Source organism: Synechococcus sp. RedBA-s, assembly GCF_024345495.1.
GTDB lineage: Bacteria > Cyanobacteriota > Cyanobacteriia > PCC-6307 > Cyanobiaceae > Regnicoccus_A.
The window spans coordinates 16,031-28,994 of the sequence record NZ_JAGQBF010000017.1; the positions used below are offsets into that span (position 1 = coordinate 16,031).

Here is a 12,964-nt window from a genome sequence, read left to right on the forward strand (position 1 = left end):
CAGCCAAACTGACCCTCTCCACTTTCCAGGCATCCGCCCCCATGGTCGTCAGCGGGTCTGCATCCTCCCCAGCGGGTGCCAGAGCGGCGGGCACCAGCTCTTTCCCCTTGGCGGCCATCACCGGCCACGGCACCCTCAAGCTGGCCCTGCTGCTGGCGGCCGTGGATCCGGGCCTGGGCGGCGTCGTGATCGCCGGCGGCCGCGGCACCGGCAAATCGGTGCTGGCCCGGGGCCTGCATGCCCTGCTGCCGCCGATCGATGTGCTGGCGCTCGGTGAGGCCTGCCGCCGCCTCAACGTCGATCCCCAGCGGCCCGACGACTGGGACGCCACCATTCACAGCCGCATCACCCAACTGGGCGGTGATCCCACCGGAGCCGACCCCACGGCGCTGCTGCCCACCGCGGTAATTCCCGCCCCCTTCATCCAGGTGCCCCTCGGTGTCACCGAAGACCGGCTGGTGGGCTCGGTGGATGTGACCGCCTCCCTCGCCGCCGGTGCGCCGGTGTTCCAGCCCGGCCTGCTGGCCGAAGCCCACCGGGGCGTGCTCTACGTCGATGAGCTCAACCTGCTCGACGACGGCATCACCAACCTGCTGCTGGCGGCGGTGGGCTCAGGAGAAAACAGGATCGAGCGCGAAGGGCTCAGCCTCTCCCACCCCTGCCGCACCCTGCTGATCGCCACCTACAACCCCGAAGAGGGGGCGGTGCGCGACCACCTGCTCGATCGCTTCGCCATCGCCCTCTCGGCCAACCAGCTGCTGGAGATCGAGCAGCGGGTGGCAATCACCAACTCCGCCCTCGACCACGGCAGCTCCAGCGAAGGCTTCCGCGCCCGCTGGCAGGAGGAAACCGACGCCCTCGCCACCCAGCTGCTGCTGGCCCGCCAGTGGCTGCCCGATGTGACGATCGCCCGCGAGCAGATCGTCTACCTGGTGCAGGAGGCCCTGCGCGGCGGCGTTGAGGGCCACCGCTCCGAGCTCTACGCCGTACGGGTGGCGCGGGCCCATGCCGCCCTCAGCGGCCGCGATGCCGTGGATGCCGACGACCTGCAGGTGGCCGTGCGCCTGGTGATCGCCCCGCGGGCGCTGCAGCTGCCGCCGCCCGATCCCGAGCAACCGCTGGAGCCACCACCGCCGCCGCCACCGCCCCAGGGGGAGCAGCCGCCCGAGCCGGAGAGCCCCGAGCCGCCCGAGCAGGAACCACCGGAGCCCGACAGCGACGAGCCCGACGCCGAAGACGACAACGAAGACGACAACCCCGAAGACCAGGCCCCGCCCCAGGTGCCCGAGGAGTTTCTGCTCGATCCTGAGGCGATCGCCATCGATCCCGACCTGCTGCTCTTCGCCGCCGCCAAATCCCGCAGCGGCGGCAGCGGCAAGCGCTCGGTGGTGCTCTCCGACACCCGCGGCCGTTACGTCAAGCCGATGCTGCCCCGCGGCCCCGTGCGCCGCATCGCCGTGGACGCCACCCTGCGGGCCGCCGCCCCCTATCAGAAAGCGCGCCGCGCCCGCGAACCCCACCGCACCGTGATTGTGGAGGAGGGCGACCTGCGGGCCAAGCAGCTGCAGCGCAAGGCCGGCTCCCTGGTGATCTTCCTGGTGGATGCCAGCGGCTCGATGGCCCTCAACCGCATGCAGAGCGCCAAGGGGGCCGTGATCCGCCTGCTCACCGAGGCCTACGAGAACCGCGACGAAGTCGCCCTGATCCCCTTCCGCGGCGAGCAGGCCGAGGTGCTTCTCCCCCCCACCCGCTCGATCACCGCCGCCCGCCGCCGGCTGGAGCAGATGCCCTGCGGCGGCGGCTCCCCCCTGGCCCACGGCCTCACCCAGGCAGCCCGCGTGGCCGCCAACGCCCTGGCCACCGGCGATCTCGGCCAGGTGGTGGTGGTGGCGATCACCGATGGCCGCGGCAACGTGCCCCTCTCCCGCTCCCTGGGCCAGCCGCAACTGGAGGGCGACGAGCCCGTCGACCTCAAGGAGGAGGTGATCCAGGTGGCCGGCCGCTACCGGGCCCTGGGCATCAAGCTGCTGGTGATCGACACCGAGCGCAAGTTCATCGGCAGCGGCATGGGCAAGGACCTGGCCCAGGCGGCCGGCGGCAAGTACGTGCAGCTGCCCAAGGCCAGTGATCAGGCGATCGCCGCCATCGCCCTCGACGCCCTCAACGGGGCTTAGGCGCCGCCGCCTTCTTCGCCTCGGCGTCGGCCTTGTCCTTGGCCAGGCCCGTCTGGGCAGGGTAGAGCTCATCAAAGAGCTGGCCAAGGCCGACGGCCACGCTGCGCACGCCGTCCATGAACACGGCATCGCTGGTGAGCTTGTTCACATCCCCACCGACGGCATCAATGCGGGCTGTGAGCCGCTCGGCGTTGCCCACGGTGGTCTTGAGCTGGGCCAGGGTCTTGGGGTTGTCGAGCGCGGCCGTGACATTGCGCACATGGCGGCTGGCCGCCGCCGCTTCGGCCGTGGCGACATTGAGGTTGGCCAGGATGGGATCGGCCTTGCCCACCGAGCGCTTCAGCTCGGCCACCAGCACCTGGGCCCGCTGAAGAAACTGGGTGGCCTCCTTGGAGGTGGCATCGAAGCTGCGGGTGGTGCGGGCCATCTCCTCCACGATCTGCTTCTCGTCCACCTGGGCCAGCAGGCGCTGCATCAGCTCGGTCACGCTGTTGAGGCTGGCGGCGGTGACGCCCTTGAGCTCACTGCCGGCGCAGACCATCACCGTGTTGTCGCAGTCCTTGGCCCGCGGCAAGGGGCCATCCTCTGGCAGGGGATTGCCGGTGCTGATCAGCGACACCTGGGCATCACCGCCCAGCAGAGAGCCGGTCTGCACCTGGGCCAGGGTGGGGCGCGCCAGGCGCAGGGTGGGGTCGCTGATCTCCAGTTCGGCCAGCACCGCCGCGGAGGTGGTCCTGATCTTGCGCACGCTGCCCACCTGCACGCCGCGGAAGATCACCGCTGATCGATCCGCCAGGCCGGCGGCATCCTGGAAGCTCACCTTCAGCATCCAGTTGTTCTGGCTGAGGGAGATGCCCCGGAGCCAGAACCAGAAACCCGCTCCTCCCACCACGGCCGCCAGCAGCGAAAATCCAACGATGGCCTCTCGCACACTGCGACGCATGGGGCTCTAGATCTCCGCCGGTTGCATCGGTCCGCTCAGGCTACCGGTTCGAAACTGGACCACATAGGGATTCTCGGTGTGGCCGAAGTCCTGCACGGAACCCAGCCACTGCAAATGCCCCTCGTAAAGCATCGCCACCTGCTCGGCTGATCGCACGATTGTGCTCATCACATGGCTGACCACCACCGAGCAGCCCGCCGCCACCTGGGTGGTGGTCACGATCAGGTCCTCGATGCGGGTGCAGGCCACCGGATCAAGCCCGGCCGTGGGTTCATCGAACAGCAGGATCGGATGCTGCCCGGCCGGCTGGCCAGGGTCCTCGATCAGGGCGCGGGCGAAGCTCACCCGTTTCTGCATGCCGCCGCTGAGCTCGCCGGGCAGCCGCTCCTCGATGCCCGAGAGCCCCACGGCCTCCAGGGCCCGGCCGACCCGGTAGCGGATCTCGGACTCCCGCAGCTTGCTGTGGCGGTAGAGCAGAAAACCCACGTTTTCGCGCACGGTCAGCGAACCCAGCAGGGCCGGGTTCTGAAACACCAGGCGCACATCCGGCGGACGCAGCTGGTCGAGCCGCAGATAGCGCTGGGGGGCGCCGTGCAGCCGCAGCTCCCCCGCCGTCGGCAGCAGCAGGCCGGCGAGGATGCGCAGCACCGTCGATTTGCCCGTGCCCGAGGGGCCCACCACCGCCAGCCTCTCCCCCCGCCCCAGGCTGAGGCTGAGGCCATCGAGCACCCGGTTGTTGCCCCAGCGCATGCCCACGCCATCGAGCTCCAGTACGGGCGCGTCAGGACCGTCGGCGGGTGCGTGGGCAGGGGATCGGTTCATCCCGGCATTTCCTCCGTACAGTTCCAGTTGCTCTGTGCTTTGGCGAAACGCCCCAACGGCTTGACCTCCCAGCGCCCCTCCAAGCCCCCCCGTCGCCCGCGCCGGCAGGTCAAGCGTCCCGGCTGGATGGGCCGCGGCGACCTGCGCCAGCAGGACCTGGTGAGCCGCTCGAAGCGGGCCGTGCGCTGGCTGCAACCAGGGCTGGTGGTGAAGCGCTGGGTGCTCACATCGGGCCTCGGGCTGGTGCTGGCGCTGCTGGGAGCCGCCATCTTGGCCGATCTCAAGCCCATCTACTGGATGCTGGAGTCGCTCACCTGGCTGATCACCAACGTGGCGCGGGTGCTGCCGCGGGGCTTCACCGGTCCGCTGGTGCTGATCGCGGGGGGAGCCCTGGTGATCTGGGGCCAGAGCCGCAGCTTCGACTCGATCCAGCAGGCCCTGGCACCCGAGAAGGACACGGTGCTGGTGGATGCCCTGCTGGCCCAGCGGCGGCTCAACCGTGGCCCGAACATCGTGGCGATCGGCGGTGGCACCGGCCTCTCCACCCTGCTCAGCGGCATCAAGCGCTATAGCAGCAACATCACAGCCATCGTCACCGTTGCTGATGACGGCGGCAGCAGCGGTGTGCTCCGCCGCGAGCTGGGGGTGCAGCCGCCGGGCGACATCCGCAACTGTCTGGCGGCCCTGGCCCGGGAGGAACCGCTGCTCACCCGCCTGTTCCAGTACCGCTTCAAGGCGGGCAATGGGCTGGAGGGCCACAGCTTCGGCAACCTCTTCATCTCGGCGCTCACGGCCATCACCGGCAGCCTGGAGTCGGCGATCACCGCCAGCAGCCGGGTGCTGGCGGTGCAGGGCCAGGTGGTGCCGGCCACCAACGCCGACGTGCGCCTCTGGGCGGAGCTGGCAAACGGCGAGCGCATCGAGGGCGAATCGAAGATCGGCCACTCCACCAGCCCGATCGTGCGCCTGGGCTGCATCCCCGAGCGACCGCCGGCCCTGCCCCGGGCGATCGAGGCCATCGCCAATGCCGAGCTGATCATCCTCGGGCCCGGCAGCCTCTACACCTCACTGCTCCCCAACCTGCTGGTGCCTGAGCTGGTGAAGGCGATCATCCTCTCCAAGGCGCCGAAGCTCTACATCTGCAACCTGATGACTCAGCCCGGAGAAACCGACCGGCTGGATGTGGGCGGGCACCTGAGGGCGATCGAAGCCCAGCTGGCCAGCCTCGGGGTGCACAGGCGGCTGTTTCCGGCGGTGCTCGCCCAGGAACCGCTCCAGGACCTCGCCCTGCTGGAGCACTACCGCGCCCGGGGAGCGGAACCGGTGCTCTGCGACCAACGGCAGCTGCGGGCGGCCGGCTACGACGTGACCCTCGCCCCCCTGCAGGGCTCACGGCCTAACGACACCCTCCGTCACGATTCCCGCGGCCTCGCCCACGCCGTGATGCGCTTCTACCGCAAATCCAAGGGCCAGAAATCCAGCCCCGATCTCGACTGGCTCAGCAGCAAAGCTCAGTGAGCAAGGCTGAATGGTGCCCAGCTCAGTAGGCGTCCTGCATCTCGTAGAAATCCGGCTGGACGTAGTCCTTGCGCAGGGGATAGCCCTTCCAGTCTTCGGGCATCAGCAGGCGCTTGGGATGGGGGTGGCCTGAATAGATGATGCCGAACATGTCGAAGGTTTCGCGCTCCTGCCAGTCGGCACCACGGAAGAGGCCGTAGAGGGTAGGGATGGTGAGGGCGCTGGTGCGCTCCAGGAACACCTTCAGGCGCACTTCTTCAGGGGGCTTCGAGGGGGATGGGCCCTGCTCCAGCGCCGCCGCCAGCTTGACCAGGTGATAAAAGCTGACCAGACGCCCGCCCGGGCCTTCATCGTAGCCGCCCTGGCACTGCAGATAGTCGAAGCCCGAAGCCTTGAGGGCCGCCGCCACCACCGGCAGGAACAACGGCTCCACGCCGATGATCTCGACCCCGAGGTGGTCGGCGGGCAAGGGCTGGTGGTCGAAGCCCTGGCTTGTCAGCCACTGGCTGACGGCGCCGATCGGGGCGGGGCTGAGCTCGGTGGTGGGATCAGGCATCGCTGGAGACGCGGGTGGCTTCGAGGGCTTCGGGTTCGGGGGTGGCCAGGGGCAGGCCGGCACCGGCGGCAAAGGCGGCCTTCTGGGACTCCGCCCGCAGATAGGCGCCGGTCACGATCGGCTCCACCGCCTTCATGGCGTGCTCAATCGTGAGGTAGCGGTGGGTGGGCAGCAGGTTGCCGCGTTCAGCCAGGGCCTCGTTACCCACCTTCTTGCGCAGCTTGATCACCGCATCAAAAATGGCTTCGGGCCGAGGCGGGCAACCGGGGATGTAGAGGTCCACCGGGATCAGCTTGTCGACGCCGCGCACGGCGGTGGTGGAGTCGGCGGAGAACATGCCGCCGGTGATCGTGCAGGCGCCCATGGCGATCACGTACTTGGGCTCGGGCATCTGCTCATAGAGCCGCACCAGAGCCGGCGCCATCTTCATCGTCACGGTGCCGGCGGTGATCAGCAGATCCGCCTGGCGCGGGCTGGAGCGGGGCACCAGGCCGAAACGGTCGAAGTCGAAGCGGGAGCCCAGCAGGGCCGCGAACTCGATGAAACAGCAGGCCGTGCCGTAGAGCAGGGGCCAGAGGCTGCTGAGCCGCGCCCAGTTGTGCAGGTCATCGAGGCTGGTGAGGATCACGTTCTCGGAGAGATCCGAGGTGACCGTGGGGGCGCCCACTGGGTTGCAGGTGGAGGCGCGCAGATCGCGCAGGGCCTCGATCGAGGGGGCCTCGCTGCTGCCGGGGCTGGTCGGTGTGAGGGTCATCGTTCGGCTGGTCGGGGGTCCGGATGGCTGGGGTTCAGCTCCACTCGAGGGCACCCTTGCGCCAGGCGTAGGCGAGGGCCACCACGAGAATCGAGATGAAGATGAGGGCTTCGATGAAGGCCAGCAGGCCCAGGCGATGGAACGCCACGGCCCAGGGATAAAGGAAGACGGTCTCGACGTCGAAGATGACGAAGACCAGAGCGAACATGTAATAACGAATGTTGAACTGGATCCAGGCGCCCCCGATCGGCTCCATCCCCGATTCGTAGGTGAGGCGGCGCTCGCCAGCCCTCGATTTGGGTGCCACCAGCTTGTTGGTGACCAGAGCCAGCACAGGAACAGCCGCTGCGATCAGCAGAAATCCCAGAAAGGCGTCGTAGCCGGGAAGCACGAACATGAACGGGCCCAACCTGCGGCGCAGTCTGGCATCCGCGGGCAGAGATCGCCTGGATAGAGTCCGATCTGACGGCAGTGGGACCAGCGCCATGGCCAACGGGCACGACGGCAACGACGAACAAGCTGCCGAGGCCTCCGCGGTGGCAACAACAGCTGTGGCGGAGAGCGATCCCGACACCCACCGCTACGAGTGCCGCAGCTGCGGCTTCGTCTACGACCCCGAAGAGGGCATCCGCAAACTGGCCATCGCCCCGGGGGTTCCGTTCACGGAGCTGGATCCGATCGGCTTTCGCTGCCCGGTCTGCCGCAGCCGCGTCGGCGCCTTCCGTGACATTGGCCCGCGCAACAAGCCCAGTGGCTTCGAGGAGAACCTCAACTTCGGCCTCGGCGTGAACAAGCTCACTCCCGGCCAGAAGAACGTGCTGATCTTCGGGGGCTTCGCCCTGGCCTTCGCCTTCTTCCTCTCTCTGTATTCCCTCCGTTGAGTCCTGTGAAACGCCTGTTCCCTTCCCTGCTCGGCCTGGTGCTGGCCGTGGGCCTGGCCTTCGGCCTCGGCGGCTGCGTCACCACCGGCCTACCCCTGGCAGCCAGCAGCCCCTGGCAGCCCGTCGCCCTCGAGACCCGCTCCAATCCCCTCGACCTGGCCTTCACCGACGACAGGCACGGATTCTTGGTGGGCAGCAACCGTCTGATCCTCGAAACCGAGGATGGAGGCGTCAGCTGGGAGGCCCGCGCCCTCGCTCTGCCGGAAGACGAAAACTTCCGCCTGCTCAGCATCGACTTCAGCGGCAAGGAGGGCTGGATCGCCGGCCAGCCGGGCCTACTGCTGCACAGCACCGACGGGGGCCAGAACTGGGAGCGCCTGCTGCTCGACACCAAGCTGCCCGGTGATCCTTACCTGATCACGGCCCTGGAGAAGGGCAAGGCTGAGCTGGCCACCACCGTGGGCGCCATCTACCGCACCAGTGATGGTGGCGGCAGCTGGCAGGCCGAGGTGAGCGATGCCGCCGGCGCCGTGCGCGACCTGCGCCGCGCCGCCGATGGCCGCTACGTGAGCGTCTCGAGCCTGGGCAACTTCTTCGCCACCTGGGGACCGGGCCAGGCCACCTGGGAGCCCCACCAGCGCATCAGCAGCCAACGGCTGCAGAGCATGGGCTTCCAGCCCGACGGCAACCTCTGGATGGTCACTCGCGGCGCCCAGCTGCGCTTCAACGCCGATGCCGCCGATGTGGAGGCCTGGAGCAAGCCGGTGATCCCGATCACCAACGGCTACGGCTACCTCGACATGGCCTGGGATCCCAACGGCGCGATCTGGGCCGGCGGCGGCAGCGGCACCCTGCTGGTGAGCGAAGACGGAGGCTCCAGCTGGAAGCGGGATCCCCTGGCGGGCTCCCAGCCCACCAACTTCACCCGGATCGTCTTCAACGGCGATGGCAAGGGCTTCCTGCTGGGGGAGCGGGGCAACCTGCTGCGCTGGGTGGGCTGACTGCATCCCTGTGTAACCAACCAGGCGGAGCGCCCGCTCCGCCCCACCGCCAAGGCCTAAGATCAACGAGCTGAATTGCCCGCTGCTATGGCTGCCGGCTCCACCGGAGAACGTCCGTTCTTCGAGATTATTACGAGCATCCGTTACTGGGTGATCCACGCCGTCACCTTGCCGGCGATTTTCTTGGCGGGCTTCTTGTTCGTCTCCACCGGTCTGGCTTACGACGCCTTCGGTACGCCTCGCCCCGATGCCTACTTCCAGGCCCAGGAAGCCAAGGCACCCGTGGTGAGCAAGCGCTACGAAGGCAAGAGCCAGCTCGACCTGCGCTTGCAGTAAGCCATGACCCAGTCACCGAGCACCACGCCCCGCAACTATCCGATCTTCACGGTCCGGTGGTTGTCGTTGCATGCGCTGGGGATCCCCACGGTCTTTTTCCTGGGTGCCCTGGCGGCCATGCAGTTCGTCCGTCGCTGAATTCCGCCATGCAGCGCAATCCCAACCCGAACAACCTTCCGGTCGAACTGAACCGCACCAGCCTTTATCTGGGCCTGCTGTTCGTGTTCGTCATCGGTGTGCTGTTCACCAGCTATTTCTTCAACTGATCGGGAGACACAGCCATGAGCGGCAAGAAATCCGGTTTACCAGACGGTCGACTTCCCGACCGCCTTCCCGATGGCCGACCCGCGGTGGCCTGGAAGAGCCGCTGGACCGAAGGGGTTCTCCCCCTCTGGCTCGTGGCCACCGCCGGCGGCATCGCCGTCATCTTCGTGGTGGGCCTGTTCTTCTACGGCTCCTACGTGGGCGTCGGTTCGGCCTGAGTTCAGGTAGCGAAGCAGACATGAACGAAGGGCCCCTCTGGGCCCTTTTTTTATGCGGTGCTGGTCAGGCTGACAGACCACAGCACGCGACGCGCTCAGACCCGGTAGTACTCGCGATACCAGCGGGCGAAATGGCCGATCCCCAGCTGGAGCTGGGTGTGGGGCGCGAAGCCCACCCAGGCCTCCAGGGCTGACGTGTCGGCGGCGGTGGCGGCCACATCACCGGGTTGCATCGGCTCGAACTGACGGATAGCCTTGACGCCCAGGGCGTCTTCGAGCACCTCGATGAACCGCAGCAGGGGAGTGGGCTGGCTGTTGCCGATGTTGAACAGCCGGTGGGGAGCGGCGGCAGTGGCGGGGTTCGGATCCAGCGGATCGAAGGAAGGATCCGGGGTGGCCGGCTTGTCGAGGCAGCGGATCACCCCCTCCACGATGTCGTCGATGTAGGTGAAGTCACGCTGCATGCGGCCATGGTTGAACACCCGGATCGGTTCTCCCGCGAGGATCGCTTTGGCAAACAGCATCGGTGCCATATCCGGACGACCCCAGGGGCCATAGACGGTGAAGAAGCGCAGACCCGTAGCTGGCAGCCCGTAGAGGTGGCTGTAGGTGTGGGCCATCAGTTCATTGGCCTTCTTGGTGGCGGCATAGAGGCTCACCGGATGGTTCACCGGATGTTGCTCCGAAAAGGGCATCAGGCGGTTGCCGCCATACACCGAACTGCTGGAGGCATAGACCAGATGCTCCACGCCATGGCGGCGGCAACCCTCGAGGATGTGGCCAAATCCCACAAGGTTGCTCTGGATATAGGCCGCCGGATTCTCGATCGAATAGCGCACCCCCGCCTGGGCGGCCAGGTGGGTCACGGCGCGGGGGCGTTCGCTCTCGAATACCTCCGCCATGGCGGTCCCGTCCTCAAGATCAAGCTCCCGGAAGCGGAAACCTCTCCCCTGATCCGAGGCCGGCATGCTCTGCAAGCGGCTGAGCCGAGCTTGCTTCAGCGCAGGATCGTAGTAGGCGTTGAGGTTGTCGAGACCCACCACGCGCTCGCCACGCCGCAGGAGCGCCTCGGTGACCGCAGCTCCGACAAAACCGGCTGCGCCGGTCACCAGCACTGTCCTCGGCACCGTCATGTCATGGCTACTCGAGACCCAGCACGGAGCGGAAATGGGCAATCGTGGGAGCGAGCCCCGCTTCAAGGGGCACCTGTGGTTCCCAGCCCAGCTCAGCGCGGGCCAGATCGATCACAGGTTGGCGCTGGAGGGGGTCATCCTGGGGCAGGGGCAGATAAGTCAGGGGCAACTCAGGGTTGATACGTTCCAGCACCTGCTCCGCCAGTTGGCGGATCGTGAATTCACCAGGGTTGCCGATGTTGATCGGGCCCGTGTGGTGGCCGTTCATCAGCCGGATCAGCCCCTCCACCAGATCATCCACGTAGCAGAAACTGCGGGTCTGGCTGCCATCGCCATAGAGGGTCAAGGGCTGGCCGCGCAGAGCCTGCACGATGAAATTGCTGACCACACGCCCATCATCAGGGGCCATGCGCGGACCATAAGTGTTGAAGATTCTGGCCACGCGAATCTCCGTGCCATGCATGCGCATGTAATCGAAGCAGAGAGCTTCAGCGATGCGCTTGCCCTCGTCGTAGCAGGAGCGAATTCCGATGGTATTCACACTGCCGCGATAGCTTTCAGGCTGGGGATGCACCTCCGGATCGCCATACACTTCACTGGTGCTGGCCAGCAACAGCCTTGCCCCCACCCGGCTGGCCAGCCCGAGCATGTTGTAGGTGCCCAGAAAGCTCGTCTTCGCAGTCTTGATCGGGTTCGACTGGTAGTGCCGCGGTGAGGCCGGACAGGCCAGATGCCAGATCCGATCAACCTCCAGACGAATCGGCTCGGTGACGTCGTGGCGAATCAGCTCAAAGTGGGGATGGCCGATCCAGCGGGCCACATTGCCCTTGCGTCCGGTGAAGTAGTTATCGAGGCAGATCACCTCCTCGCCGGCCTCCATCAGCCGATCAACGAGGGTAGATCCCACAAAACCGGCGCCGCCGGTGACGAGATGACGCAAGGAGGGTAGAGCCATGGATTCAACCTTCTCCCACCAGCCAGACCCTAAGACCCGCCACCCGGGCCGCCTCAGCATCGGTCACAGCGCGCACATCAAACAACCAGGCGGGCCGGCGCATGCGTGCGGCGATCGCCGGCCAGTCGAGTTGCGCGTACTGGCCCCATTCCGTGAGCACGATCACCGCGTCGGCACCCTCCACGGCCTCCAGCACACTGGCCGCAGGCTGCCAGCTGCCCTCATCAGCCAGGCCAAGGCCGGAGGCACTGGCCCCCTGACCCAGGTCGCTGGTGATCTGATCGACTCCCACCTTCGGGTCATGAATTGCCAGATGCGCCCCTTCTTCGAGCAGATCGCGGCAGATGCTGATGGCCGGTGATTCGCGGGTGTCGTTGGTGTCGGCCTTGAAGGCGAACCCCAGCACCGCCAGGCGCTTGCCGCTGACGGTGCCGAACAGCCGACTCACCACCAGCCGGGCGATGCGCTGCTGCTGCCAGCTGTTGAGTTCCACCACCTGCTCCCAGTACTGGGCCGCCGGCTCCAGGCCGTAGTGACGGCAGAGATAGACGAGGTTGAGGATGTCCTTGCGGAAGCAACTGCCGCCGAAACCAGGACCGGCCGCGAGAAATTTCGATCCAAGGCGAGAATCAGAGCCAATGGCCCGGGCCACCTCCTTGACATCAGCGCCGGTGGCCTCACAGAGGGCCCCGATGGCATTGATCGAGGATATTCTCTGGGCCAGGAAGGCATTGGCCGTGAGCTTGGACAGTTCACTACTCCAGAGGTTGGTGCGCAGAATCCGCTCAGGATTGACCCAATTGGAGTAGATCTCAGCCAGAGCATCGATGGAGCCCGGATCATCGCCGCCGATCAGGACACGGTCAGGGTTCTCCAGATCGGAGATGGCCGTTCCCTCCGCCAAAAACTCAGGGTTGGAGAGCACCGAAAATGATTTCGTGTCGCCCTCAGTGCCTTGCTGGGCGGCAGAGAGAATGGCCTGAATCGTTTCAGCGGTGCGCACCGGCAGGGTGCTCTTCTCCACAACGATCGTGTGCCCTCGGGCCTGGGCGGCCACCTGGCGGGCGGAGGCCTCGATCCAGCGCAAATCGGACGCCTGACCGGCCCCGAGGCCCTTTCTCTTCGTGGGAGTATTCACCGAGAGGAAGACCATATCGGCCGCCGCAATCGCCCCATCCACCTCGGTGGTGAAGTGGAGATTGCGGCCACGGCAGCGAGCCACCACATCCGCCAGTCCCGGCTCATAGACAGGGAGCCGGCCCAGATCGGCATCATTCCAGGCGGCAATCCTCTCCGCATTGAGATCAACGAGAGTGACCTGGATCTGCGGGCAGCGATCGGCGATCACCGCCATGGTGGGTCCACCCACATAGCCCGCGCCGATACAGCAAATCGTCCGGACTGTCATC

Annotated in this window: 16 protein-coding genes; 8 read left to right on the forward strand and 8 right to left on the reverse strand. The window is 66.9% G+C overall.

Annotated features, from left to right (window positions below):
- The first annotated feature begins 41 nt into the window (after positions 1 to 41).
- Positions 42 to 2,174: a magnesium chelatase ATPase subunit D gene (gene bchD / locus KBY67_RS08575; RefSeq protein WP_255110622.1), complete on the forward strand. Its 2,133-nt coding sequence runs from the start codon at positions 42 to 44 to the stop codon at positions 2,172 to 2,174.
- Here bchD and KBY67_RS08580 read toward each other — a convergent pair.
- Entirely contained in the window at positions 2,161 to 3,117 is a 957-nt protein-coding gene (locus KBY67_RS08580) for an MlaD family protein (RefSeq protein ID WP_255110623.1), read from the reverse strand. The two genes, bchD and KBY67_RS08580, sit on opposite strands and share 14 nt — an antisense overlap.
- Positions 3,118 to 3,123: 6 nt before the next feature.
- The gene (locus tag KBY67_RS08585) at positions 3,124 to 3,939 is read right to left on the reverse strand and encodes an ABC transporter ATP-binding protein (RefSeq protein ID WP_255110624.1); all 816 of its coding nucleotides are present in this window, start codon (positions 3,937 to 3,939) and stop codon (positions 3,124 to 3,126) included.
- 126 nt (positions 3,940 to 4,065) lie between these two features.
- Here KBY67_RS08585 and yvcK point away from each other — a divergent pair, with 126 nt between their 5' ends.
- Positions 4,066 to 5,457, forward strand: a complete 1,392-nt coding sequence (yvcK, locus tag KBY67_RS08590) for a gluconeogenesis factor YvcK family protein (RefSeq protein ID WP_255110666.1) — start codon at positions 4,066 to 4,068, stop codon at positions 5,455 to 5,457.
- 22 nt (positions 5,458 to 5,479) lie between these two features.
- Here the strand turns inward: yvcK and KBY67_RS08595 are convergent, their stop codons facing one another.
- The 3 genes from KBY67_RS08595 to KBY67_RS08605 are packed head-to-tail and all read right to left on the reverse strand — an operon-like array spanning position 5,480 to position 7,164.
- Positions 5,480 to 6,013, reverse strand: coding sequence for an NAD(P)H-quinone oxidoreductase subunit J (locus KBY67_RS08595; protein WP_255110625.1), 534 nt, complete (start codon positions 6,011 to 6,013; stop codon positions 5,480 to 5,482).
- Positions 6,006 to 6,767: an NADH-quinone oxidoreductase subunit NuoB gene (gene nuoB / locus KBY67_RS08600; RefSeq protein ID WP_255110626.1), complete on the reverse strand. Its 762-nt coding sequence runs from the start codon at positions 6,765 to 6,767 to the stop codon at positions 6,006 to 6,008. Before nuoB ends, KBY67_RS08595 begins: the two co-directional genes overlap by 8 nt.
- A 34-nt stretch (positions 6,768 to 6,801) precedes the next feature.
- Complete coding sequence (locus KBY67_RS08605) at positions 6,802 to 7,164, reverse strand: NAD(P)H-quinone oxidoreductase subunit 3 (protein ID WP_255110627.1); 363 nt, start codon at positions 7,162 to 7,164, stop codon at positions 6,802 to 6,804.
- An 88-nt stretch (positions 7,165 to 7,252) separates the two neighbouring features.
- Between KBY67_RS08605 and KBY67_RS08610 the strand changes: the two genes are divergently transcribed.
- The 6 genes from KBY67_RS08610 (at position 7,253) to KBY67_RS08635 (ending at position 9,467) form a co-directional block, all read left to right on the forward strand.
- Positions 7,253 to 7,648, forward strand: a complete 396-nt coding sequence (locus tag KBY67_RS08610) for a rubredoxin (RefSeq protein WP_255110628.1) — start codon at positions 7,253 to 7,255, stop codon at positions 7,646 to 7,648.
- Positions 7,649 to 7,653: 5 nt separating this feature from the next.
- Positions 7,654 to 8,649, forward strand: coding sequence for a photosynthesis system II assembly factor Ycf48 (locus tag KBY67_RS08615; protein ID WP_255110667.1), 996 nt, complete (start codon positions 7,654 to 7,656; stop codon positions 8,647 to 8,649).
- An 87-nt stretch (positions 8,650 to 8,736) separates the two neighbouring features.
- Positions 8,737 to 8,985 (forward strand): cytochrome b559 subunit alpha, encoded by a 249-nt coding sequence (gene psbE, locus KBY67_RS08620; RefSeq protein ID WP_006173010.1) that lies wholly within the window; start codon positions 8,737 to 8,739, stop codon positions 8,983 to 8,985.
- A gap of 3 nt (positions 8,986 to 8,988) precedes the next feature.
- The gene (gene psbF, locus KBY67_RS08625) at positions 8,989 to 9,123 is read left to right on the forward strand and encodes a cytochrome b559 subunit beta (protein WP_006173009.1); all 135 of its coding nucleotides are present in this window, start codon (positions 8,989 to 8,991) and stop codon (positions 9,121 to 9,123) included.
- An 8-nt stretch (positions 9,124 to 9,131) separates the two neighbouring features.
- Positions 9,132 to 9,251 (forward strand): photosystem II reaction center protein L, encoded by a 120-nt coding sequence (locus KBY67_RS08630; RefSeq protein WP_006173008.1) that lies wholly within the window; start codon positions 9,132 to 9,134, stop codon positions 9,249 to 9,251.
- 15 nt (positions 9,252 to 9,266) lie between these two features.
- Entirely contained in the window at positions 9,267 to 9,467 is a 201-nt protein-coding gene (locus KBY67_RS08635) for a photosystem II reaction center protein J (protein WP_006173007.1), read from the forward strand.
- 95 nt (positions 9,468 to 9,562) lie between these two features.
- On the opposite strand, the gene KBY67_RS08640 is transcribed toward KBY67_RS08635, so the two are convergent.
- From KBY67_RS08640 to KBY67_RS08650, 3 genes are read right to left on the reverse strand one after another with little or no spacing between them, the layout of a single operon-like run.
- Complete coding sequence (locus tag KBY67_RS08640) at positions 9,563 to 10,600, reverse strand: NAD-dependent epimerase (RefSeq protein ID WP_255110629.1); 1,038 nt, start codon at positions 10,598 to 10,600, stop codon at positions 9,563 to 9,565.
- A gap of 7 nt (positions 10,601 to 10,607) precedes the next feature.
- The gene (locus KBY67_RS08645; protein ID WP_255110630.1) at positions 10,608 to 11,555 is read right to left on the reverse strand and encodes a UDP-glucuronic acid decarboxylase family protein; all 948 of its coding nucleotides are present in this window, start codon (positions 11,553 to 11,555) and stop codon (positions 10,608 to 10,610) included.
- A 4-nt stretch (positions 11,556 to 11,559) separates the two neighbouring features.
- Positions 11,560 to 12,963 carry a nucleotide sugar dehydrogenase gene (locus tag KBY67_RS08650; protein ID WP_255110668.1) on the reverse strand — a complete coding sequence of 468 codons (1,404 nt, stop codon included), beginning with the start codon at positions 12,961 to 12,963 and terminating at the stop codon, positions 11,560 to 11,562.
- Between the last annotated feature and the right edge of the window lies 1 nt (position 12,964).